Genomic DNA, 21,593 nt, shown 5'->3' with positions numbered 1-21,593 from the left:
CTTAATTAAGCGCCTGTAAAGCTGCGCCGCAGCGAGACGGCGGCATAGGGGCTATAACCAAAAGTATGGAGCGACCTTATGGACATAGTATCCGCCTTGCGCAGCTTTCTGCGCGTCGCCGAAACCGGCTCGTTTTCCGCCGCCGCCGCCGATCTGGGCGTCACCCAGCCAGCCGTTTCCCGGCAGGTTTCGGCGCTTGAAAGCCATTTAACGATCCGGCTGCTGCACCGGACCACGAGCGGTCTGGCGCTGACGGCCGAGGGGGAACGGGCTATTCCTTTTGCGCTAAGGGTACTGGCGGCCGTCGACGAACTGGGCGACGCGGCCGGCCTGGGCTGCGCCGCCGCCTCGGGCAAGGTGCGCCTGAGCGTGCCGGGGCCGCTGGGGATGTATCTGGGCGGGCTGCTGGCGCCGTTTCTGGCGGCCTATCCCGGTTTGTCCGTTGAACTGGTGCTGCGGGAAAACCCGTCTGACCTGCTGGAAGAGGGGATTGATCTCGAAGTCCGGCTGGGGCCGGTGTTGGCGAATGGGCTGATCTGCCGGCATATCGGGTGGACTACGGCGTTTCTTGTGGCGGCGCCATCCTATCTGTCCCGGAGCGCCGCGCCAAGCGCGCCGGCGGAGTTACAACACCATGAGTGTCTTTACTACAACCGCGGCGGGGAGGGCATGACCTGGTATTTCTCCGACGGTTCGGCGGAGACGGCCGTGCGGGTGGCGCCAAGGCTGATTTCCAATAATGCGCTTGCGGTGTACCGCGCGGCGCTCTCGGGTGCGGGGCTGGCGATCCTGTCCCATCTCGTTGCCGGCCCCGATATCGCGACGGGCCGGTTTATCGCCGTGATGCCAGGCTTTCCGCCGTCCCGGTTGCCTATGCATGTGGTCTATCTCTCGCGCCGCAATATCCCGCTGCGCGTCAAGGCGGTGCTGGATTTCCTGATGACGGCGGTAGGGGCCGATCCGGCGATGTCCCTGTAGCATGGTGAAAGGACAGCGGCGCGGGATATGGCGTACGCGGTGTCAGCCGGAGTGTTCCAGCAGCCAGTCCATGGTGCGTTTGAGCAGGTCGTCCGGGACATCCTCGGCCAGGGTCAACGCGAGGGAAGCCAGGCTTACGCCCGCGAGGGAATGGCGCCAGGCCGCATCGGCATCCCACATGATGCGCGCTATCGGACAGGGTTTGCTGTCGCAGGTTCCCTTTGCCCGGCAGGGGTTGTTGCCCCGTATTTCATTGCAAATAAACGTCTGGCGTTTACCCTCGACGGCTTCGACGATATCCAGGAAGGTGATCTCAGACGGCGCCCTGGCCAGCCGGTAGCCGCCGCCCGGGCCGAGCGTGGTCGCGACCAGGCCGGCTTGGGAGAGACTTTGCAGCGCTTTCGACAGATATTCCTTCGGCAGGCCGTGAAATTCCGCCAGGGTTTTCGTGGACAAATAGCGTTCCGCCGGCATACCGGCGAGCAGGGCGCAGCAATGGAGGGCCCACTCGACCTGACTCTTGAGGATCATGATTTTATCCGTTACAACACAACGACGGTTACGGATATATAATATCCGTAACTGAGACGTTTTGTAAATATGCCGCCCAAGTAAACCTATTCTGAGCTATTTTTTTGAATAATGGCTTCTAACGATACAATCAGCGTAAGGGAGGATCACAATATGCGTCCGGAATTTATCAGGCATTGGCGTGAGCTGGAGGGTGACGACGTGGCGGCCTATGAAGATAGCGGCGAGCGCATGTCGATTGGCGCGCCGTTGGGCCGAATGCTTGGCCTTAGCCGGATTGGTATTCATCATGAACGGCTGCCGCCGGGGCGCCGGACCACCTATCCCCATGCTGAAAGCGCGGAGGAGGAGTTTATCTATGTGCTGGAAGGGGATCCGCATGTCTGGATAAACGGCGTTATGCATCAGCTCTCGCCGGGTGAATCGGTGGGATTCCCAGCCGGCACAGGCATCTGCCATACCTTTATCAATAACAGCGAACGAGAAGTCCGGCTATTGGTGGTCGGCGAGGCGTCCAAACCCGATAACAGGATCCATTACCCAAAAAACCAGCAATATGAATTGACGCGCAAAGACCGCTGGGTGTCACCGCCAGAGCAGGAATTTGGCGCACATGAGGGCATGCCGGACCGGCCGGAGGGCCAGTCGTAATCAAGATACGATTTGAGTCAGCCGGGGGCCGGATTCAGATAAGCGATGCCGGGCCATTCCCTCTGGTCAAAAAAGGGGCTCCAGGGCAAGAGCGGTCGCATGGGCATGCGTTTGGGATTGCCTGTATCATTAGGCCCCCGGTTGTGCCGGGTTAAAGCGGCTTAAAGAAAGCTGCCGGTCTTTGCGGGCGCGGCGGGCGATATCCGCGTTGGGATCGCCGTTAAAACCATGGAACCCGCCGGGGTAAACGTTCAACGCTACCGGCACGCCCGCGCGGATTAACCTGCGGGCATACTCCAGATTTTCGTCGAGAAACAAATCCAGCGTGCCCACCCCAATCCAGGCTGGCGGCAAACCGCCCAGGTAATTCGCTCTCGCCGCCGCCGCATACATGCAAATATCCTCGCCGCCCGGCTCGGCGCCCAAATACGACTGCCAGCCGAAACGGTTGCTTTCCCGCGTCCAGATAAATTCGCCGGTTATCGGATTAGGATCGGTCTCCACCACCGTGCGATCATCAAGCATCGGGTACATCAGGTTCTGAAAAGCCAGCGCCGGTGCGCCACGGTCCCTGGCGAGCAGCGCCAGCCCGGCGGCCAGTCCCGCGCCGGCGCTGTCGCCAATCACGCCGATGTGCCGGGGATCAACGCCCAATTCACCAGCGTATTGCGCCATCCAGGCCAGCGCGGTAAAACAATCTTCCAGCGGACCGGGGAAGCGCGTCTCGGGCGACAGCCGGTAATCAACCGAGACAACGACGCAATCCTGCCGGCTTGCGGTGAGGCGGGTAAGCGGCAGCGATTGTTCCGGGCTACCCATCAGAAATCCGCCGCCGTGGATATGGAGGATGCCCATCCGGCCTTTTTTCACCGCGAGCGGAGCGATAACCATCACCCGCACCGGCGGCGCGCCGTCCTGCCCGGGGATTAAATGTTCGGTCATGGACAGCGCCAGCCCATCGTCGCGCGCGGCGTTGTCCAGCGCGGCCGCCTGCCGTTGGGCGCGCATCGCCGGCAGGACCTGGGCATCAAGCGTGGGATGTTCCAATTGTGATAATAATGGCTGCAGTTCGGGATCGACTAAATGGTAAGTACTCATCCGTGAAGGTCCTTCGGGCGGGTTTACGCTAAAAAATAACACCGCGGCTCGCCGGGAAGCAAGCCGCGGCAGAATTTAACGCTTAACTTATACCTTTACCACCTTCAGCAGATGATCCGCCAAACGCAGGCTTAATGCCGCGCCGGTAAGCGTGGGGTTCATGCAGGAGGTGGAGGCATCACGCTGGTGCCGGCAATAAACAGATTAGGGTGATCGTGAGAGTGGCAATGACTGTTTACGACGGAGTGATTGATTATGTTCACGCTGGAAAAAGACAGCTTCGGGCAAACGCCCAAACCTAAGGCCTTCGGTATCCGATAACCCTGGCGATAAGAGGGGGTATTGCGCCTCACGCGGCCGGCGCTGAATGTTCTATTATGGTGTATCACTGCCCCGTTATGGGGCATCGTTCGCCGGTACATTTGATTAACGCCTTGTTATTGCTATTTATTGCAAATTGGCACGTTTCTTTCATATTCCTTCGTGTCAAGCCGGGGCACGGTCCCATAAGTCTTGTGAAAATTTAACCTTTACAGGTAATGAAGCCTGATCCCCTTTGCGGGTGGTCAGGCTTTTTTTTTGCGAGGAAGGCAGCAGATGCGCGCAGTGATTGAGGTCGGTATCTTACTTTCCACCGAAGGCACCTACCGCCATATGGCGGAAAGCGCGCTGGCCGGGATGCGTCACGCATTGGCGGAAACCAATGCCGATCCCTGTTTCCCGTATATCCTGAACGCCACCCATATCAACCCGGCGGGTAATCTTAGCGCCTATAGCGCGGGGGTCGAACGGCTGATAAGCGCCGGCGCGCGGCATATCTTCGGCACTATCACGTCCGCCAGCCGTAAAGAAATCATTCCCGATCTGGAGCAACATAATGCCCTGCTGTGGTACGGCTGTCCGTATGAAGGATATGAGAGCAGCGAGCAGGTTATCTATCTGGGCGGCTGTCCCAACCAGACATTATTGCCGCTATTGCGCCTGGCGCTGGGGGAATTCGGCAAACGCGCCTGGCTGACGGGATCAAACTATGTCTGGGGCTGGGAAAGCAACCGCATCGCCCGGGAAGCGATCGAGATTGCCGGCGGCGAGGTGCTGGCGGAGAAATACCTGCATCTCGGTCATACCGCGGTGGAGGAACTGGCGGAGCAGACCCTGCGGGCCGCACCGGATTTTGTACTCAATAACCTGGTTGGCGAATCTTCTTATGCCTTTTTACGCCGGCTGGATCGGCTCTGCGCCCAGGCCGGCCGGATGTTGCCGGTATTAAGCTGCAACCTGACCGAAGCGGAAACCAGCCAGTTGGGGGAAATACGCGCGCTGCGGCTGCTCTCCTGCGGTCCGTTTTTTGCCGCCACCAATACCGCCTTCTGTCATCGGCAACAATTGCTGCATGGCTGGACCCGTTTTTCCCACTATTACACCGGGGCCTGGCTGGCGGTAAAACTGTTCGCCAACGCCCTGCAACAGTCCATGGACAGCGATCCGGACGCCATCCGCCGGGCGCTGTATCTTAACGGGCAACAAACTGCCCTCGGCGCCCTGTCTGTCTCGTCACGCAATAACCATACGTTTTTGCCCTGCCATATCGCGGAACTGCGCCACGGCGCGTTTCACCTGTTGTACAGCGAGTCGCACCCGGTCGCGCCCGACCCGTATTTAACGGCGACGGATCTCCAGGCTGCTTTTGCCCCGGCATCGACGCGGCCCGTATTGAGGATCGTAAAATGAAGACACTCTCCCCTCCGGATTTTGACACGCGGCCGCTGTTATTAGTGGATTGCGACCCCCGCACGCTGGCGACGTTGGAAAAATGCCTGCCGCGCATGGGCGGGCGCTGGGTTACGCTTTGCGCCGACGGCCCGCTGCCGCCTGGCCCTGTTTGCGCCGCGCTGGTGGAGCTGGAATATTTCGCCAGTCCCAGGACCCTGGAGATGCTGCGACAGCGCGCGGTGCCCATCGTGGTGCTGACGTCCCATGAGGCTTTATCGCAAATCCAACGGGCGCTGGTGCTCGGCGCGACCGCGCTACTGCCGAAACCGATTAATCAACGCGCCATCTATACCACCCTGATGATGGCTATCGGCCTGCGCCACCAGCTTACGACGCAGGAGGAACAACTGATGCAGCTACGCCTGCGCGTCAGCGCCATGCCCGTGGTGAGCCGGGCCGTCGCGGCGCTGATGGTGGACGGTAACTGCGATGAACAGCAGGCATGGGCCGGGCTGCGCGGCGAAGCCATGCGCCACAACCTGCGTATGGAAGAGGCGGCGGAAAAATACCTCGCTTTCCGGCAACAACAACGGTTGGGAGAAGGTTAACCATGTTATTGCGTTTATACCGCCGTCCGATGCTGTTGCTGTCCGTGCTGTTTATTGTGCTGGTGATACTGGCGGCGCTGTTCGCCCCCTGGCTGGCCCCGTTCGACCCGGATGAGCAGTTTGTCGAGGGCCTGAGCCTGGACGGCGCGCCGCTGCCGCCGGATCGCGGCTTCTGGCTCGGCACTGATTTGCTGGGCCGAGATCTGCTCTCAAGGCTTATCTGGGGGGCGCGCACCTCCCTGCTGGTGGGCGTGGTCGCCAATGGCATGGCAGTGCTGATTGGCGTGGTGGTCGGTCTATGCGCCGGCTATATCCAGGGGCGCATCGGCAATCTGCTGATGCGTATCACCGATTTGATGATGGCGTTTCCGGCGCTGCTGCTGGCTATCGCCCTCGCCGCGATTTTCCAGCCCAGCGTGTGGATCGTCGCGTTGGTCATCGCCATGGTGAACTGGGTCCAGATTGCGCGGGTGATCTATGCCGAAACCGTCGCACTCAGCGCGCGTGATTTTGTCGCCGTGGAGCGCACCATAGGCGCCGGACCGTGGCGAATCCTCATCGTGCATCTGATTCCCCACCTGGTGCCCACCATTCTGGTCTGGGCCACCCTCGGCATCTCCACCACCGTATTGCTGGAAGCCACGCTCTCCTTCCTGGGGGTCGGGGTACAACCGCCGATGGCGAGCTGGGGCAATATCATTTTTGAAAGCCAGACCTATTTTACGTCGGCGCCCTGGCTGGTATTCCTGCCTGGCGCGGCAATCGTATTGCTGTCGCTGGCGTTTAATATCGTCGGCGACGCCCTGCGCGATGCGCTGGATCCCACCCTGAAACGAGGTCTGTGATGCCGTTTATAAGCCGTCGTTTGCTGCACGCCGCCCTGATTTTATTAGGTGTGACCTTTATCAGCTATATGCTGCTGTTTTTACTGCCCGCGGACCCGGTGCGCCAGATTGCCGGGCGCAGCGCCACCCCGGAAGTGATCGCCAGCATCCGCCATCAACTGGAGCTGGACCTGCCGTTCTGGCAGCAATATACCCACTATCTGCTGCGGTTGCTGCATGGCGATCTCGGCCGTTCATTTATCCAGCGCAGCGAGGTTAGCGCGCTGATTTCTGCGCGCATCGGCCCGTCCCTGGAACTGATGGCGGCGGGGATCCTGTGCGAACTTTTACTTGGCATTACCCTCGGCACCCTGGCGGCGGTCAAACGCAATACCGTGCTCGACAAACTGCTGATGGCCTTCTCGTTTATTGGCGTTTCCGCACCGCAATTTATCGCCGCGATGCTGTTTCTGTATCTGTTTTCGGCGGTGCTTGACTGGTTTCCGATGGGTGGCTACGGCGGTTTTAGTCACCTGGCGCTACCGGCGCTGACGCTTGGCGTGCTGGGCAGCGGCTGGTATTCGCGCATGCTGCGCTCAATGATGATTGACGTCCTGCATGAGGATTTTGTCCGTACCGCCCGGGCCAAAGGATTAAGCCGGGCGCGGGTGCTGTTCCGTCATGTGCTGCCCAACGCCGTATTGCCGCTGATCCCGATGATTGGCATTGATATCGGCATCTTCCTGGGCGGGCTGGTGGTGGTGGAGTCGGTGTTTGGCTGGCCGGGGATCGGGCAATTGGCCTGGCAGGCGATCCAGCAGGTCGATATTCCGGTGATTGTCGGCGTTACCACGGTATCTGCGGTGGCGATTGTCGGCGGCAACCTTATTGCGGATCTGCTGCTGCCATGGGTGGATCCGCGCATTGATATCAAGAACTCGAGGGGAAGACCATGAAAAAGCGCTTAGTGATGATGGCGGTGGCGGCGGCATGTTTCGCCGGGGCGGCCCATGCGGAGGAGGCGAGGCAGGGCGGCAATGCGGTGGTCACGTATCAGAATGACGTGGCGACGCTTGATCCGGCGATTGGTTATGACTGGCAGAACTGGTCGATGATCAAAAGCCTGTTTGACGGCCTGATGGATTATAAACCGGGCACCACCGACCTGGTCAACGACCTGGCGGAAAATTACACCGTCTCTGATGACGGGCTGGTCTATACGTTTACGCTACGCAAAGGCGTGAAGTTCCATAACGGCCGCGAGATGAAGGCTGCCGACGTGAAATACTCGCTGGAGCGCACCGTTAATCCGAAAACCCAAAGCCCGGGGGCCGGGTTCTTCAGCTCCATTGCCGGCTACGATGATATGGCGTCCGGTAAAGCGGAACACCTTGCCGGTATTGAAACGCCGGACGATTATACCGTCAAGATCACCCTCAAGGCGCCGAATGCCACCTTCCTGCATGTGATGGCGCTGAATTTCGCTTCTGTCGTTCCCCATGAAGCGGTGGAACAATGGGGCGCGGATTTCGGCAAACATCCGGTTGGCACCGGGGCTTTTGAGTTGAGCACATGGAAGCTTGGCCAGGAATTGGTGTTCAAGAAGAATCCCAACTACTTCCGCAGTGGTCTGCCGCACCTTGATACCATCACCTTTGAAGTGGGGCAGGATCCCTCGGTGGCCCTGCTGCGCCTTGAGCGCGGGGAAGTGGATATCGCCGGTGACGGCGTGCCGCCGGCCCGGTTCCTGCAATTTAAGCAAGACCCCAAATATAAGGGGCTGCTGGTGACCGGCGATCAGCTCCAGACCGGTTACCTGACCATGAAAACCACCCTAAAGCCGTTCGATAACCTGAAGGTGCGTCAGGCGGTCAATATGGCCATCAACAAAGATCGTATCGTGCGCATTATCAACGGCCGCGCCGTTGCGGCCAACCAGCCGCTACCCCCGGCGATGCCCGGCTATGACACCGCCTATAAAGGGCTGGGTTATGACGTGGCGAAGGCCAAACAGCTGCTTGGCGAGGCAGGGTTTGCCAATGGTTTCAGCACCGAACTGTATGTGATGAATACCGATCCGCAGCCGCGCATCGCCCAGTCTATCCAGCAGGATCTGGCCAAGGTGGGTATTCGCGCCAGCATTAAATCTCTGGCCCAGGCCAACGTCATTGCCGCAGGCGGTTCAGCCGATCAGGCGCCGATGGTCTGGTCCGGCGGCATGGCGTGGATTGCCGACTTCCCGGATCCATCCAACTTCTGGGGACCGATCCTCGGCTGCGGCGGCGCGGTGGATGGCGGCTGGAACTGGGCGCGCTACTGTAATAAAACCCTGGACGCCGAAGCCGAAAAAGCCGACAGCATGGCCAAACCCGATCAGCAGGACGCGCGTATCGCCGCCTGGCGCAAAATTTTCATCAGCGCCATGGATGATGCGCCCTGGGTGCCCATTTTTAACGAAAAACGTTTCACGGTACGTTCCGCCAATATGGGCGGGGAGGACGCGCTGTACGTCGACCCGGTGCATGTTCCGGTCAACTATGACTATATCTGGAAAAAATAATCCGCCTGGCGGGCCGGCCGGCACCGGTTCGCCGCTATTGAAGGAGAGATGGCATGTGTCAAAACTGCCTGGTTAAAACCATTCATCACGCGCAGCACCATTTCGGCTGGGATAACAGCCTTGTCCCCGAGGCCCGCGTCGCGTCCGGCACCACGCTTGAGTTTCACTGTCTTGACTCGTCCAACGGTTTTTTCACGCCGCAATCCACCGCCGCCGATGTCGGCGCCATGCCGTTTGACAAAATCAATCCGGTTAACGGTCCTGTATACGTGGAAGGCGCCTTGCCTGGTGATGTGCTGAAAGTGACTATCGACGCCTTCCGCCCCTCCGGTTTCGGCTGGACGGCCAATATCCCCGGCTTCGGGCTGCTGGCGGATCAGTTCACCACGCCGGCGCTGGCCTTATGGCATTACGATAAAACCACGCTGGCGCCCTGCGCGTTTGGCCGCCATGGACGGGTGCCGCTGAAGCCTTTTGCCGGCACCATCGGCGTGGCGCCGGCCGAGGCAGGCCTGCATTCCATCGTGCCGCCCAGGCGGGTGGGCGGCAACCTGGATATTCGCGATCTCAACGCGGGTTGTACCCTTTACCTGCCGGTGGAAGTGGAGGGCGCGCTGTTTTCGATCGGCGATACCCATGCCGCGCAGGGCGACGGCGAGGTGTGCGGCACGGCGATTGAAAGCGCCATGGACGCGGTGGTGAAACTGGAAGTGGTAAAAAACATGCCGTTGGCCACGCCGCGTTTTTCCACCCCAGGGCCGGTGACCGATCATCTCGACAAGGCGGGATACGAGGTATTTACCGGCGTAGGTCCGGATCTGATGACCGCCGCCCGTGACGCGCTGCGCTACTGTATCGACGCCCTGTGCCGGGAGCAGTATATGAGCCCGGAGGATGCCTATATGCTGTGCTCGGTCTGCGGCGATCTCCGCATCAGTGAAATTGTCGACATGCCGAACTGGGTGGTGTCGTTCTACTTTCCGAAACTGGTTTTACAGTGAGGTACTTGCGATGCAGCCAGCCCTGATTTCAGTGGAGCGTCTGTCAATTGAATTCGGCTCCCGCCGGGTGGTGGATGATGTCAGCTTTGCATTATTGCCGGGCAAAACGTTGTGCATCGCCGGGGAATCGGGCAGCGGCAAATCCCTGGCGTCCCTGGCCATTATGGGGCTGCTGCCCAATGAGGCGAGCGTGCCCGGCGGGGCCATTGTATTTGACGGCCGCGATCTGCTGAGCCTGTCGGATCCTGAGATGCAGCCGCTGCGCGGCAAGCAGATCGGCATGATTTTCCAGGAGCCGATGACCTCCCTTAACCCGCTGATGACCGTCGGGCAACAACTGGAGGAAACGCTGCAACGCCATGAACCCTTCGATCGCCGTGCCCGGCGTATGCGGGTCGTGGAGATGCTGGACGCGGTAAAATTCACCCAGGTGGAAAAGCGTCTTAAACAGTACCCGCACGAACTGTCCGGCGGGATGCGCCAGCGGGTGATGATTGCCATGGCGATGCTGTGCAAACCTCGTGTACTGATTGCCGATGAGCCGACCACCGCGCTGGATGTCACCATCCAGGCGCAAATCCTGCAGTTAATGCGCGAGCTGCAGCGGGAGTTCAATACCAGCGTATTGATGATCACCCATGATATGGGGGTGGTAGCGGAAATGGCGGATGACGTGGTGGTCATGAACCAGGGACGCATTGAGGAGCGCGCCCCGGCGGCGCAGCTGTTCCACGCGCCGCGGGCAGCCTATACCCGCAAGCTGCTGGCGGCGGTGCCGGTGCTGGGCAGCGCGCCGCCGATTGCCCCGGTGGAGCATGCCGAGCCGCTGCTGTCGGTAAACCGCCTGACGGTACGTTTCCCGGTGCGCCGGGAGGGCTTTAGCCCGCGCCGCCAGGTCTTTGCGGTGGATAACGTCACGTTTGATCTCTGGCCGGGAGAGACCTTAGGCATTGTGGGCGAAAGTGGTTGCGGTAAGTCCAGCCTCGGCAAGGCGCTGATGAATATGGTGCCGTTCGAGGGCAGCGCGCGGCTGGCCGGGCAGGAACTTAACGGCCTGCGAGGGGACGCGCTCAACGCTGTGCGCCAGGAGATCCAGATGGTGTTCCAGGACCCGTACGCCGCGCTTAATCCACGCCAATCGGTTTTTGAACTGGTGGGGGAGCCGATGCTTATCCATCAGCGCATGCGCGGGGAGGAAAGACGCGCGCGCGTGGGCCAGCTGCTGGAACAGGTCGGGTTGCCGGCCGGTGTCATGGATCGCTATCCGCACCAGTTCTCCGGCGGCCAGCGGCAGCGTATCTGCATTGCCCGGGCGCTGGCGCTGAACCCCCGGCTTATCATCGCCGATGAATCGGTATCGGCGCTGGACGTGTCGGTGCAGGCGCAGGTGCTGGCGTTGCTGGAGGCGTTGCGCGGGGAGTACCGGCTCAGCTATGTCTTTATTTCCCATGACATGGCGGTGGTTGAGCGCATTTGCCATCGGGTCGCGGTCCTGTTCGCCGGCCGGATTGTCGAGATTGGCCCACGGGATCAGGTATTGCATCATCCGCGTCATCCCTACACCCGCCGGCTGCTGAGCGCGGTGCCCATGCCGGACGTCAGCCAAAAACGGGATTTCCACAGTCTGCTGACCGATATGGCCCGCCCGGACCCCATCAAGCCGCTTGGCTGGCAAAGTCCGCCGCAGCAGTTTACCGACTACGGCAACGGACACCTGGCTGCCTGTTAAGCATGACATGGCCGCGAGCGGCTGTGTCGTTCGCGAAGCAGCGGTCCTGAGCCGCAGATGAGGGATTACCCAATCTGTCATCTGCCCGCCATGTCGTTGTCATCGATGCTGTTTATGGTCGGAGGAACGCATTTGGAGGTGTTCCTATGTTTAGCATGGAAACGGTGCTTCAGGATCTGAACCCACGGCATAAAACCGCGCCCTGGCAACTCAGGCTGCTGAAATGGCTATTTCGCGAAAAAGAGTTTCATCAGTTAGCCGATAATTACCGGCATCTGAAGGGACTGGACATGGTGGAGCAGATCCTTGAATTTTTAAATATCCAGTGCGAACTGACCGAGCGCGATCTTGAGCAAATCCCCAGCTACGGTCCGGTCGTGGTGGTGGCCAACCATCCGATCGGCACCATCGACGGGCTGGTGTTGCTGTGCGCGGTCGCGTCGGTGCGCAGCGATGTCAAGGTGGTGGCGAACCGGCTGCTGTCGCGCGTGGAATCGTTAAGCAGCCTGATGATCCCGGTGGATAATATGGGCAACCGGACGCGCCGTACGCAGGTGGCGCTGATGCAGGAACACCTCGATAACCAGGGCGTGCTGATCGTGTTCCCGGCGGGAGAAGTCTCGCGTCTTGGCAGCAAAGGCGTACGTGACGGCCGCTGGCGCACCGGTTTTATCCGTCTGGCCGCCAAAAGCCGTGCGCCCGTCGTGCCGGTGCATATCGGCGGCGGCAACAGCGCGTGGTTTTATCTGTGTTCGCTGCTTTACCGCCCGCTGTCCTCGCTGTTATTGGTGCGGGAGATGTTCCGCCAGCGCGGCAACCGCCTTAAATTACATATCGGCGCGCGCATACCCTACGCCAACTGGCATGATGGCCATACCGACGTCAATGTCCTGGCCGGACGCTTTCGCCGTCATGTTTACCGCATCGGGCTGGGTAAAGACGGTTTGTTCGCCACCGAGTCGGCCATTGCCCGCGCCGAAGATCGCGCCGTCCTGAAGCGCGCGCTGTCCGCCAGCGAAACGCTGGGCCGGACGCCTGATGGCAAAATCATCTATTTATACCGGCGCACCGGCGAAGAGTACGTGCCGATATTGCGCGAATTGGGCCGTCTGCGGGAAATCGCCTTTCGCGCCGTCGGGGAAGGCAGCGGCCGCCGCCGCGATCTCGATAGCTATGACGACGATTATTATCACCTGGTGCTCTGGGATCCGCAGGAGCTGGAGATCATCGGCGCCTACCGCTTTATTCCCACCGCCGGGCACATTAAGCAAAAAGGCATTGCGGGTCTCTACAGCCAGAGCCTGTTCCATTATGGCCATGAAATGGATCCCATTCTCGATCAGGGTATCGAGCTGGGGCGGAGTTTTATCCAGCCCCGGTATTGGGGCAAGCGCGGCCTGGATTACCTGTGGCTGGGGATTGGCGCGTATCTGGCTACCTATCCGCAATACCGCTATCTGTTCGGCCCGGTGTCGATTTCCGGCGGCCTGCCGCTGGCGGCGCGGGATATACTGGTCGCGTTTTACCGACTCTATTTTGCCCCGGCGCTGCCGCTGGCGACATCGCGGCGGCCCTATCCGGCGTCGCTGCCCGAGGTGCTGGCGCAATTTACCGGGGATGATTATCAGGCGGATTTGCAAAAGCTGAAGCAGCTGTTAAGTCATTTTGGCTGCAGTATCCCGCCGCTGTACAAACAGTATTCTGAACTGTGCGCCACCGGCGGCGTGCAATTTATCGACTTCGGCAGCGACCCCGCGTTCAACAACTGTATAGACGGACTGGTGCTGGTTGACCTGACCCAACTCAAACCCGCGCGTTATGCCCGCTATATTGGCTTCCATAACGCCGCGCTTAAGCAGCCTGCTTAACCGTCAGTCTTTTCCCACCACCGGGTGAATGCCTGCCCCGGGCGGTCCAGCAACACGGCTTCGCCAATCACCGGCGTCAAGAGTCTGTAGGTTTTATCCCGGCTGGCGGCGGACAGGCGGATGTACGGATCGTCCCAGGCATGGTTGGACATGCAAAACCGCCCGGAGTGACCGGCTAACAGCGCGCCGGCGCGCACGTCCGTCGCCGCCAGGGCAACTTGCTCAGGCATCATATGAATGTACTTCCAGCTCTTGTCGTATTGCCCATTCTCCATAATGGCCAGGTCGACCGCGCCAAAGCGGTCGCCTATAGCGGCAAAATGCGGCCCGTAGCCGCTGTCGCCGCTGTAGAAAACCCTGCGGGCCGGTGTTTCCAGCATAAAGCTGGCCCACAACGTTTTGTTGCGGGCCAGGCCACGGCCGGAAAAATGACGGGCCGGCAGGACATGGACGGTAAAATCGGCGGCAAAAACCCATTCCTGGTCCCAATCCGATTCATGGATAATCTCCGGTGAGAATCCCCAATATTCCAAATGCGCGCCGACGCCCAGCGGGCAAAGGATGGTTTTTATTTTTGTCCTCAGGGCGGTCAGGGTGGGATAATCCAGATGATCCCAATGATCGTGGGAAATAATCAGGTAATCGATCTCGGGCATATCCGCGGCGGAATACGGATAGTCGCCCTTAAAAGCCCGGTTAAAAACAGAAAAGGGCGCGGCGTAGGCGCTGAATACCGGGTCTATCAGGATCCTGTGGCCGCCAAGCTGCATAAAATAAGACGAATGCCCCAGCCATAGCACTGTATCCTGGCCGGCATCAAGCGCTTTCAGGTCTGTTTTCACCATCGGCAGGGCACCCGCGGGTTTCACCCGTTGACGGCTACCGAAAATAAATTCCCATAACAGCGCCACATATCCGGCGCCTTCTGTCAGCTGGGGCGTGGGCAGTGGGTTACGAAACTCGCCGCCGGTGAAGTTAACGGAGGCGCTGATACGCTCCAAACGCTTTCCCGCGGGCAATTTACCGAATGCCGGCAGAGAAAAAAAAGAGGAAAAACCGCTGGATCTGTCTGATAACATGGTGATCACGACCGTTGGGCTAACGTTCTATTGGCGGAGTATGCCTTGGCGCTACGGGCGGGCATGGTAAAATGGCTTGAATATGAGTGATTACATACTCATTATAGGGGGAACGGATTTACCGTCAATATGATCTTGCCCGTTGCGGCAAAAACCGTTGATTGCCGGACGATAAGGCGGCAGGGGTCTATCTTTTGATGATGAAAAAGGAGGGTGCCGCGTGGCTCGCCCGAAAAGTGAAGAGAAAAGGCTTGCCCTGCTCGAGGCCGCGACGGTGACGGTCGCGGAGTTTGGGTTGGGCGCGTCCACCGCGCGCATAGCCGTAAGGGCGGGTGTCGCCGAAGGCACGCTGTTCCGGTATTTCGCCACCAAAGACGACTTGCTGAATGCGCTCTACCTGCACCTCAAGCAAAACCTGTGCGGAGCGATGATGCTGGATTATAACCGCGCCGGGCCGATTAAGGAGCGCGCGCGCGCTGTATGGAACAGTTATATCGAGTGGGGCTTGGTTAACCCAGCCGCTAATAAGGCGATGCGCCAGCTGGCCGTTTCTGAAAAGATAAGTCCCGCCACTCTCGCCAGCGTGGCCGAACTGTTTCCGGATTTAAAGGCGCTGTCCGATGCCTGTTTTTTCAATCATGTTTTTATAACAGGGCAGTCGGCTTTTGCCGAGGCGATATTTATGGCGCTGGCGCAAACCACGATGGAATTTGCAGCGCGCGGAACGGATGAAATCGCGGCCTACAAGGCGGCAGGATTCGATGCCATGTGGCGGGCTTGCGCCAACGAGCAATGAACCACGCCGCGCGCCAGGCAAAGAGATTCATCAGGGTGGATAAGCCCCGGCACGGCGTCGGGGCGTGTATTCATCCAACGCTTTGCCAATAGGATATTGATATTATGTTAGCACGCTGGTATAGCTTTATAGGATGCGAACGGCGGCAATAACACGTCGTGCAGCGGCCGTCGTGCGCATGTCCCGGTTTTTAGGGCCGTGGAAAGGCGGTGGTCAAGGTGATGGTATGGGCATGTTTTATTAGCGAGGAAAAATATGACCGAAAATAAATGCGAATTAACTTACTCCCAGGTAACAACGCTGTGCTTTATGGCTTTTTTTATCCTGGCCGCGGGCATCTGCTGGATTCACGTCTGGCCATAAGCTGATCGCGTATCAGCGTCGCCTGTTCGGTTAGCCCGGCGGTGGCCTTGTCTCAGGATGCTGCATCCGCCCGGATGTAGCCAATGCCTTGCGTCCTTAATTTGTCGTCATTCCCCCTCTTTGTTCACCACGCAAAAATAACGCCGGCCGTCGTTGACATAATAGATGTCGATCAACATATAATCGAAATTAGATGTCAGTCATCATCTAAATAACGTGGCAACGCATTATCCGCTCCGCTAAATCATAACAACAGAGACAGGGGAACAACCATGGGTTTACTGCAAGGTAAGGTGGCATTGGTTACCGGCGGCACGTCGGGCATCGGCAGGGCCAGCGCTATCCTGTTCGCCCGCGAAGGCGCGCGGGTGGTGTTAACCGGGCGGCAGGAAGACGCCGGGCGCGCCGTGGTGGCCGAGATTGTCAAGGCGGGCGGCAGCGCATTATTTATTGCGGCGGACCTGACGCGCACAGAGACTATCGCCGCGGTCATTGAGCAGGCGGCGGCGCATTACGGCAGGCTGGACTGCGCGTTCAATAATGCCGGCGTGTCCGGCGGCGGTCCGATAGACTCTCTCGACGAAGCGCTGTGGGATCGCGTTCTTGACACCAACCTGAAAGCGGCGTTCTTTTGCCTGCAGGCGGAAGTCGCTCAGATGAAGCGTCAGGGAGGCGGCGGCGCGATTGTCTTTAACGGTTCGGTACTGGCGAACATCGCCCAGCCCGGGACGACGGTTTACAGCGCCAGCAAAGGCGGCATAGTCTCGCTCGCCCGCGCGGCGGCCGTGGAGTTTGGGCCGGCCGGTATCCGGGTGAATTCCATTAATCCGTCCATCACCCGCACGCCGATGACGCAGGGCCGTATTACCACCGATGAACAAGGCAACGCCTCGCATCCCTATGCCCTGGGCATCCCGCTGGGACGCATGGCGGAACCGGAAGAAATGGCGCAGGTCGCGTTGTTCCTGCTATCGGATCGCGCCTCCTATGTGACGGGACAGGCGCTGGTGGTGGATGGCGGCCAAAGCGCGATGTAACAAAAGGGAAGAAGGCCGGCGCGATGTCGCAAAACTGACGCCGGCAGATAAAGCCGTTCAGGTTTGAAAACCGACCTGCCGGTGATACGGCAAGGCTTACAAATCCATAATGATTTGTTTGACGACGCCGATGATCCGGCAGTTGCCGTTTACTTCGAGCATTTTATAGTTGGGATTGAGCGGTACCAGATATTTAAACGGGCCGTCGGTGGTGAATTTTTTCAGGGTGGCTTCGTTGCTGCCTTCCAGTTGGGCGACCACGATCTTACCGTTGGCTTCATCACTGCCGCCAAAATCGGGATCGACCACGACCACCGAACCGTCGGGGATACTGGGCGCGCCATGGGGATTGGTCATGGAATCCCCCCTGACCTTAAGGGCAAAAGCGAACTCCGACACCGAGGCCGTGGTATAAATCCAATCCCTGGCATCATCGAGGGTGACGGGTTTTTCCGATTCGGTCCAAATACCGGCCTGCACCCAGGATAACAACGGGATTTCCTTAATGCCGAAACGCGCGGTTGGCGGCAGGGGCGGATGCCCGGCGCCGGCTTCCCCTTTACCGTCCACAAGCCAGGCGGGGCGACACTGCAAGGCTGCGGCCAGCGCCTGGAGATTGGCGCCGCCGGGCTGGTAATCTCCCGACTCCCATCCCGTCACCGTGACGCGGCTGACCCCCACCAGGTTGGCCAGGACCTGCTGGGTGATGTTTAACTCTTTGCGCCTGGCACGAATGCGATTGCTCATTTCCATGTCGGTTATCCTACCATTATCTGATGTAAGTTTTATTGACTTTTTTATGTCAGATATCCTACTATTTAAAGGTCAGTATATCTGACATCAAGGTCTTTATGAAGCAAAAAGACAACATATCCTACGCATGATGTCGGGGGTGCGGCCTCCGGACATAAAAAAGCACCCCGGCAACCCTCTCCCGGCGCGGTGCTGGAGAAGGAGGTACCCACGATGACGGAACTAATAACAGCAATCACCCTGGCCAAGCGGCTGGAGAGCCGCCGGTTATGGCGGCGCGCCGCGCGCCAGTGGCTGGCGGTAATCGATATTACGCCGGATACGCATGAACGCCTGCGCGAAGGATTTATCGCCCGTAGGGAAAAATGCATTACGAACGGCAACTGTTTTTGCGGCGATTACGGCGGCATCAGCGAGGCAAGGATCATTGAGCAATGAACGTCCGCCGGGGATTGTCCCTGAACGGGGGGCAAGCTCTGCGCGACAGGTGGAGAACAGCGTATGCCCGGGAAATTGACTACCGCAGGAGCCTATTCTATGTCCGGTTTTCTTATCGCTATCGGCAACATCGGTACCTGGCTATGCCATCTGGACTGGGACAAAATCGCCATCATCCTCGGGGTGGTGATTGGCATAGCCACTTATTTCACCAATCTGTATTTCCAGCGGCGGCAGACCAAAGCCATTGAGCGGGCCGCGCAGAAAGGCAATACCCTTATTCCGCCGTTGTAACGCCGGGGCGCCGGGCGATACCGGCACCCAGGCTTGATTAACCGGGGGAGGGCGCGGGACTACCCGCATTGTCCGGGCTGGACCTATGGGATTTCATCGGAGAGGGGACATGATAACGTAGCCCCGGCGGGCGCCGGGGCATGCGGTTGACTCCCTGTTATTCTGCAAGGGTAAGCCATTCCGCCGAGTCATCGAACATTTCCTCAACGATGCGGGCCAGGATGGCTTTATCGCTTTTGCTGGCATCCGTATCCAGGCCGTTGCGCTGCATCGGCTTGATGTTGACCTCGGCGTCAGGGAAAACCTGCTGTACGCGTTTGGTCAGCTCGGCCAGGATAAGACCGCCGGCGTCGGGCAAGGCGGTAAAATTTCTTTTGTCGTAAATCAGTTCAACATGCATGATCTATCCTTTTATTTATACTGGGTAAATATACAGTTTTTTCCGGAGCGAATGCAAGTTGCTTTGACGGTTTCTCGCGGTAAAAACGGCGCCGCGTCGATCGGGGCGGCATTGACTCGCCGTGTTCGGGCGTAATCATGGCGCCGGCCTGCCTGGCGGGGTATACTTTTACGGTGCGCTAAATCCTGTTCGCCGCTGTAATTACCTGATTTTTGATGGTAACCGAATCGCAGGTATGCCTGGGAAAACATATGATTAATCCAATTTACCGATTGCCGGTGTTGATCCTGCTGGCCGGCCTGGCCGTCAATGCGGCCGCGGCTGAAAAAGAATGCCCCGCGGCAAAAAAAAATATCAATGACAGTAATAACCTCATCATGCTGAGCGGCACCGCCAAAGGCGACATCCGGCTGGTGGTGGCGGGGATGGTGGGAAAAGATCTGGATGAACAGGCCCGCTCAAGCATCAGTTTCGACACCTGCGGCGCCCTTATCGAGGAAGCGTACGATTACCACAAAACGGAGGGCCGCATGACCCTGCGCATGTCCAATCACACGGTAAAATCCGCTGATGGCTGGGAGAGCGAGTACGATATCGCCATCATTCTCGATCAAGACGGCAAGCCAACGCTGGTTAACCATAAGCAGGGCAAAAGCCGGTTTTTTACCGGTAAAAACGGCGTGATCACCTCCTCGACCGATGCCTTTACTATTAACGAGCGGCCCGGATTTACCACCGGGACCTATGACTACGATAATAATTTGCGTCTGGTCAAAAGCACGGCGCGGGGCACCGACGCGTTCAGCAACGATGAATATATTTACGCCTATGATAAAAAAGGTTATTTCATCTCGATGCGTTCGAACCATGGTCAAACCCGTTATCAGTATGATGCCGACGGCAGGGAGGCGGGTTCTTTCTCGGTGTCACGGACGCCGGTAAGCCAGCTCACCAAAGTGGAGCAGTGCCAGCGCAACGACGACGTGGGCAACTGCATCCTGAGTTATGGCAGCGACACGGAAATTTTACCGCAGTCGATTATCAGACGACACCGCAGCACGGCCACGCAATACCAGTATTGGGACAGCGCGGAATCACATTGATTTTCCCGTGACTTAGGCCTGCATATTCTTTTTGCCGGCATCAAGCCGCCATTATCTTTTGGCGGCGGATGGCGGCTTACTCTTTTCGTTCCTAATCTTGATAGGTTGACCCGGAAATTGATGGCGCCCGCCAGGCGTTCTCATGCCCCGTATGCAATGCTGACGATAGCGTCGGCGGCTCTTATCCCCACTCACCCGAAAAAAGGATCAGACAACATGAGCACTATCACAACCGATGACGGGACGCAGATATTCTATAAGGACTGGGGCACCGGCCAGCCGGTGGTTTTTTCCCACGGCTGGCCGCTGACCGCCGATGCCTGGGACAGCCAGATGATGTTCCTTGCCGACAAGGGCTATCGGGTTATCGCCCATGACCGGCGCAGCCATGGCCGGTCGGCCCAGACGTGGGACGGGAATGATATGGATACCTATGCCGATGATCTCGCGGCCCTTATCGCCAGCCTGGATCTGCAGGACGCCATCCTTATCGGCCATTCCACCGGCGGCGGGGAAGTGGCGCGCTATATCGGTCGCCATGGTACCGGACGCGTGGCCAAAGCGGTGCTGATAAGCGCAGTGCCGCCGCTGATGCTGCAAACGGCGGCGAATCCCGAGGGCGTGCCGATAACGGTTTTCGACGGTATCCGGGCCGGCGTGTCGGCGGATCGATCGCAATTTTATCAAGATCTCGCGGTCTCGTTTTATGGTTATAACCGCGACGGCGCCAAACTCTCCCAGGGGGTGATAGATGCTTTCTGGCTGCAGGGGATGGCGGGCGGCATCGCCGGGCAATATGCCTGCATCAAGCAGTTCTCGCAGACGGATTTCACCGAGGATCTGAAAAAATTCGACGTGCCGACCCTGGTGCTGCAGGGCGATGACGATCAAATCGTGCCGCTAGAGGTTTCGGGCCGTAAATCAGCCAAGATCATTCCCGACGCCACGTTAAAAGTATTGGCCGGCGCGTCCCACGGTATGTGTACCGTGGATGCCGATAAGGTGAACGCCGCGCTGCTTGAATTTCTCCAGGCCTGATTTCATCAGCGTTTTTTTGCCAAAAAAAAAAGCTGCCGCGGCAGCTTTTTTGACGTCATGGAAATTAATACATGGCACCGGGCGGTACGTCTTTCACGGTATTAACGTATGACAGCAGAATTTTTTTCAGGAATTTACGGAATTTCATATGCTTTCCCTCACCAGGTTTGTTCGCCTGTAACGTGTTTGCGTTTGATGAGGTAATAATATGACCTCCGTCACATAAATGCAAATATTTGTGATGCGCATCACATAAAAAAGAGCATTTTTTTACAATGCCGGCGACGTGTTTTAACACATCGCGCCAATCCGGGGCGGGGATTATAACAGCGGGGTCGCTTTGTCATTTTCATCCACCGCGACAAAATTAAACTGCCCCCGCACCACTTCCTCCCGGCCCGCCGCGTACATATCTTCAAGGAAAATGGCGACATCCACGGTGATGCTGGTCCTGCCCACCCGGCTAACCCTGCCCACCAGCTCGATAATGGTGCCGGAAGGAATGGGCCGGCTGAAGGTGATTTTTTCCGTGGATACCGTTACCAGCCGTTTGCGGCAGAAGCGGGTGGCGGTAATAAAGGAAACCTCATCCATCCATGCCAGGGCGGTGCCGCCGAACAGGGTCGAATGATGGTTTATGGTGGTGGGAAACACCACCTTGGCGACGGTGGTGGTGGATTGCAGGATTTTTTGCTTTATTTCTGCGCTTAACTCATCGTGCATAGCAATAC

The 21,593-nt window shown here is 58.5% G+C and carries 23 protein-coding genes and 1 pseudogene; 16 read left to right on the top strand and 8 right to left on the bottom strand.

Annotation, left to right across the window (positions count from 1 at the left end; translation table 11 throughout):
* Positions 1–78 precede the first annotated feature (78 nt).
* Complete coding sequence (locus ACL2XN_RS11985; RefSeq protein ID WP_413730888.1) at positions 79–978, top strand: LysR family transcriptional regulator; 900 nt, start codon at positions 79–81, stop codon at positions 976–978.
* A 42-nt stretch (positions 979–1,020) separates the two neighbouring features.
* Here ACL2XN_RS11985 and ACL2XN_RS11980 read toward each other — a convergent pair whose 3' ends face one another.
* On the bottom strand, positions 1,021–1,509 hold the full coding sequence (locus ACL2XN_RS11980) for an RrF2 family transcriptional regulator (protein WP_410016261.1): 489 nt from the start codon (positions 1,507–1,509) through the stop codon (positions 1,021–1,023).
* A gap of 153 nt (positions 1,510–1,662) precedes the next feature.
* Between ACL2XN_RS11980 and ACL2XN_RS11975 the strand changes: the two genes are divergently transcribed.
* Positions 1,663–2,160 (top strand): cupin domain-containing protein, encoded by a 498-nt coding sequence (locus ACL2XN_RS11975; RefSeq protein ID WP_413730887.1) that lies wholly within the window; start codon positions 1,663–1,665, stop codon positions 2,158–2,160.
* Positions 2,161–2,289: 129 nt separating this feature from the next.
* Here ACL2XN_RS11975 and ACL2XN_RS11970 read toward each other — a convergent pair whose 3' ends face one another.
* Both ACL2XN_RS11970 and ACL2XN_RS11965 read right to left on the bottom strand, forming a co-directional pair.
* Positions 2,290–3,258, bottom strand: a complete 969-nt coding sequence (locus tag ACL2XN_RS11970) for an alpha/beta hydrolase (RefSeq protein ID WP_413730886.1) — start codon at positions 3,256–3,258, stop codon at positions 2,290–2,292.
* 87 nt (positions 3,259–3,345) lie between these two features.
* Positions 3,346–3,503, bottom strand: a pseudogene (locus tag ACL2XN_RS11965) (GMC oxidoreductase); the annotation flags it as partial.
* Positions 3,504–3,855: 352 nt separating this feature from the next.
* Here ACL2XN_RS11965 and ACL2XN_RS11960 point away from each other — a divergent pair.
* From ACL2XN_RS11960 to ACL2XN_RS11925, 8 genes are all read left to right on the top strand, one after another.
* Positions 3,856–4,989 (top strand): transporter substrate-binding protein, encoded by a 1,134-nt coding sequence (locus ACL2XN_RS11960; protein ID WP_413722218.1) that lies wholly within the window; start codon positions 3,856–3,858, stop codon positions 4,987–4,989.
* Positions 4,986–5,579, top strand: a complete 594-nt coding sequence (locus ACL2XN_RS11955) for an ANTAR domain-containing response regulator (RefSeq protein ID WP_413727092.1) — start codon at positions 4,986–4,988, stop codon at positions 5,577–5,579. The genes ACL2XN_RS11960 and ACL2XN_RS11955 overlap by 4 nt, the downstream gene beginning before the upstream one ends.
* A 2-nt stretch (positions 5,580–5,581) precedes the next feature.
* Positions 5,582–6,424 carry an ABC transporter permease gene (locus ACL2XN_RS11950; RefSeq protein WP_413722220.1) on the top strand — a complete coding sequence of 281 codons (843 nt, stop codon included), beginning with the start codon at positions 5,582–5,584 and terminating at the stop codon, positions 6,422–6,424.
* Positions 6,424–7,359, top strand: a complete 936-nt coding sequence (locus ACL2XN_RS11945) for an ABC transporter permease (protein WP_413722221.1) — start codon at positions 6,424–6,426, stop codon at positions 7,357–7,359. The genes ACL2XN_RS11950 and ACL2XN_RS11945 overlap by 1 nt, the downstream gene beginning before the upstream one ends.
* Positions 7,356–8,963, top strand: a complete 1,608-nt coding sequence (locus ACL2XN_RS11940) for an ABC transporter substrate-binding protein (protein ID WP_413722222.1) — start codon at positions 7,356–7,358, stop codon at positions 8,961–8,963. Before ACL2XN_RS11945 ends, ACL2XN_RS11940 begins: the two co-directional genes overlap by 4 nt.
* 53 nt (positions 8,964–9,016) lie before the next feature.
* Positions 9,017–9,964: an acetamidase/formamidase family protein gene (locus ACL2XN_RS11935; protein ID WP_413730885.1), complete on the top strand. Its 948-nt coding sequence runs from the start codon at positions 9,017–9,019 to the stop codon at positions 9,962–9,964.
* A gap of 10 nt (positions 9,965–9,974) precedes the next feature.
* Positions 9,975–11,693, top strand: a complete 1,719-nt coding sequence (locus tag ACL2XN_RS11930; protein WP_413730884.1) for an ABC transporter ATP-binding protein — start codon at positions 9,975–9,977, stop codon at positions 11,691–11,693.
* 146 nt (positions 11,694–11,839) lie between these two features.
* Complete coding sequence (locus tag ACL2XN_RS11925; protein WP_413730883.1) at positions 11,840–13,561, top strand: lysophospholipid acyltransferase family protein; 1,722 nt, start codon at positions 11,840–11,842, stop codon at positions 13,559–13,561.
* Here ACL2XN_RS11925 and ACL2XN_RS11920 read toward each other — a convergent pair.
* On the bottom strand, positions 13,558–14,640 hold the full coding sequence (locus ACL2XN_RS11920; protein WP_413727086.1) for an MBL fold metallo-hydrolase: 1,083 nt from the start codon (positions 14,638–14,640) through the stop codon (positions 13,558–13,560). The genes ACL2XN_RS11925 and ACL2XN_RS11920 overlap by 4 nt on opposite strands.
* Before the next feature lie 220 nt (positions 14,641–14,860).
* Here ACL2XN_RS11920 and ACL2XN_RS11915 point away from each other — a divergent pair, with 220 nt between their 5' ends.
* Complete coding sequence (locus tag ACL2XN_RS11915) at positions 14,861–15,436, top strand: TetR/AcrR family transcriptional regulator (RefSeq protein ID WP_413722227.1); 576 nt, start codon at positions 14,861–14,863, stop codon at positions 15,434–15,436.
* 635 nt (positions 15,437–16,071) lie between these two features.
* Complete coding sequence (locus ACL2XN_RS11910; protein ID WP_413730882.1) at positions 16,072–16,836, top strand: SDR family NAD(P)-dependent oxidoreductase; 765 nt, start codon at positions 16,072–16,074, stop codon at positions 16,834–16,836.
* Between the two features lie 96 nt (positions 16,837–16,932).
* Here ACL2XN_RS11910 and ACL2XN_RS11905 read toward each other — a convergent pair whose 3' ends face one another.
* Complete coding sequence (locus tag ACL2XN_RS11905) at positions 16,933–17,589, bottom strand: LexA family protein (protein WP_410016252.1); 657 nt, start codon at positions 17,587–17,589, stop codon at positions 16,933–16,935.
* Positions 17,590–17,802: 213 nt separating this feature from the next.
* Between ACL2XN_RS11905 and ACL2XN_RS11900 the strand changes: the two genes are divergently transcribed.
* Positions 17,803–18,027 (top strand): PerC family transcriptional regulator, encoded by a 225-nt coding sequence (locus ACL2XN_RS11900; protein ID WP_410016251.1) that lies wholly within the window; start codon positions 17,803–17,805, stop codon positions 18,025–18,027.
* A gap of 99 nt (positions 18,028–18,126) precedes the next feature.
* Positions 18,127–18,321, top strand: coding sequence for a phage holin (locus tag ACL2XN_RS11895; RefSeq protein WP_413730881.1), 195 nt, complete (start codon positions 18,127–18,129; stop codon positions 18,319–18,321).
* A 157-nt stretch (positions 18,322–18,478) separates the two neighbouring features.
* Here ACL2XN_RS11895 and ACL2XN_RS11890 read toward each other — a convergent pair whose 3' ends face one another.
* A complete protein-coding gene (locus ACL2XN_RS11890) occupies positions 18,479–18,721 on the bottom strand; it encodes a DinI-like family protein (RefSeq protein WP_410016249.1) in 243 nt (80 codons plus the stop codon).
* 251 nt (positions 18,722–18,972) lie between these two features.
* Between ACL2XN_RS11890 and ACL2XN_RS11885 the strand changes: the two genes are divergently transcribed.
* Positions 18,973–19,824: a hypothetical protein gene (locus ACL2XN_RS11885; protein WP_413722229.1), complete on the top strand. Its 852-nt coding sequence runs from the start codon at positions 18,973–18,975 to the stop codon at positions 19,822–19,824.
* A 216-nt stretch (positions 19,825–20,040) separates the two neighbouring features.
* A complete protein-coding gene (locus ACL2XN_RS11880) occupies positions 20,041–20,862 on the top strand; it encodes an alpha/beta fold hydrolase (protein WP_410016247.1) in 822 nt (273 codons plus the stop codon).
* Positions 20,863–20,926: 64 nt separating this feature from the next.
* On the opposite strand, the gene azuC is transcribed toward ACL2XN_RS11880, so the two are convergent.
* Complete coding sequence (gene azuC, locus ACL2XN_RS11875) at positions 20,927–21,010, bottom strand: stress response protein AzuC (protein WP_162367771.1); 84 nt, start codon at positions 21,008–21,010, stop codon at positions 20,927–20,929.
* A 173-nt stretch (positions 21,011–21,183) separates the two neighbouring features.
* A complete protein-coding gene (locus ACL2XN_RS11870; RefSeq protein ID WP_410016246.1) occupies positions 21,184–21,585 on the bottom strand; it encodes an acyl-CoA thioesterase in 402 nt (133 codons plus the stop codon).
* Positions 21,586–21,593: the final 8 nt, after the last annotated feature.

The sequence above is a fragment of the Sodalis sp. RH22 genome (assembly GCF_047324165.1).
GTDB lineage: Bacteria > Pseudomonadota > Gammaproteobacteria > Enterobacterales > Enterobacteriaceae > Acerihabitans.
This window is presented reverse-complemented; position numbering and strand designations above follow the sequence as displayed.

Excerpts from the sequence above, each read along its gene's own strand:
- ACL2XN_RS11985 (WP_413730888.1), top strand. The coding sequence starts at position 79 with ATGGACATAGTATCCGCCTTGCGCAGCTTTCTGCGCGTCGCCGAAACC.
- ACL2XN_RS11920 (WP_413727086.1), bottom strand. The coding sequence starts at position 14,640 with ATGTTATCAGACAGATCCAGCGGTTTTTCCTCTTTTTTTTCTCTGCCG.
- ACL2XN_RS11910 (WP_413730882.1), top strand. The coding sequence starts at position 16,072 with ATGGGTTTACTGCAAGGTAAGGTGGCATTGGTTACCGGCGGCACGTCG.
- ACL2XN_RS11955 (WP_413727092.1), top strand. The coding sequence starts at position 4,986 with ATGAAGACACTCTCCCCTCCGGATTTTGACACGCGGCCGCTGTTATTA.
- ACL2XN_RS11905 (WP_410016252.1), bottom strand. The coding sequence starts at position 17,589 with ATGGAAATGAGCAATCGCATTCGTGCCAGGCGCAAAGAGTTAAACATC.
- ACL2XN_RS11890 (WP_410016249.1), bottom strand. The coding sequence starts at position 18,721 with ATGCATGTTGAACTGATTTACGACAAAAGAAATTTTACCGCCTTGCCC.
- ACL2XN_RS11935 (WP_413730885.1), top strand. The coding sequence starts at position 9,017 with ATGTGTCAAAACTGCCTGGTTAAAACCATTCATCACGCGCAGCACCAT.
- ACL2XN_RS11960 (WP_413722218.1), top strand. The coding sequence starts at position 3,856 with ATGCGCGCAGTGATTGAGGTCGGTATCTTACTTTCCACCGAAGGCACC.
- ACL2XN_RS11880 (WP_410016247.1), top strand. The coding sequence starts at position 20,041 with ATGAGCACTATCACAACCGATGACGGGACGCAGATATTCTATAAGGAC.
- ACL2XN_RS11975 (WP_413730887.1), top strand. The coding sequence starts at position 1,663 with ATGCGTCCGGAATTTATCAGGCATTGGCGTGAGCTGGAGGGTGACGAC.
- ACL2XN_RS11980 (WP_410016261.1), bottom strand. The coding sequence starts at position 1,509 with ATGATCCTCAAGAGTCAGGTCGAGTGGGCCCTCCATTGCTGCGCCCTG.
- ACL2XN_RS11885 (WP_413722229.1), top strand. The coding sequence starts at position 18,973 with ATGATTAATCCAATTTACCGATTGCCGGTGTTGATCCTGCTGGCCGGC.
- ACL2XN_RS11925 (WP_413730883.1), top strand. The coding sequence starts at position 11,840 with ATGTTTAGCATGGAAACGGTGCTTCAGGATCTGAACCCACGGCATAAA.
- ACL2XN_RS11930 (WP_413730884.1), top strand. The coding sequence starts at position 9,975 with ATGCAGCCAGCCCTGATTTCAGTGGAGCGTCTGTCAATTGAATTCGGC.
- ACL2XN_RS11940 (WP_413722222.1), top strand. The coding sequence starts at position 7,356 with ATGAAAAAGCGCTTAGTGATGATGGCGGTGGCGGCGGCATGTTTCGCC.
- ACL2XN_RS11900 (WP_410016251.1), top strand. The coding sequence starts at position 17,803 with ATGACGGAACTAATAACAGCAATCACCCTGGCCAAGCGGCTGGAGAGC.
- ACL2XN_RS11945 (WP_413722221.1), top strand. The coding sequence starts at position 6,424 with ATGCCGTTTATAAGCCGTCGTTTGCTGCACGCCGCCCTGATTTTATTA.
- azuC (WP_162367771.1), bottom strand. The coding sequence starts at position 21,010 with ATGAAATTCCGTAAATTCCTGAAAAAAATTCTGCTGTCATACGTTAAT.
- ACL2XN_RS11950 (WP_413722220.1), top strand. The coding sequence starts at position 5,582 with ATGTTATTGCGTTTATACCGCCGTCCGATGCTGTTGCTGTCCGTGCTG.
- ACL2XN_RS11870 (WP_410016246.1), bottom strand. The coding sequence starts at position 21,585 with ATGCACGATGAGTTAAGCGCAGAAATAAAGCAAAAAATCCTGCAATCC.
- ACL2XN_RS11895 (WP_413730881.1), top strand. The coding sequence starts at position 18,127 with ATGTCCGGTTTTCTTATCGCTATCGGCAACATCGGTACCTGGCTATGC.
- ACL2XN_RS11970 (WP_413730886.1), bottom strand. The coding sequence starts at position 3,258 with ATGAGTACTTACCATTTAGTCGATCCCGAACTGCAGCCATTATTATCA.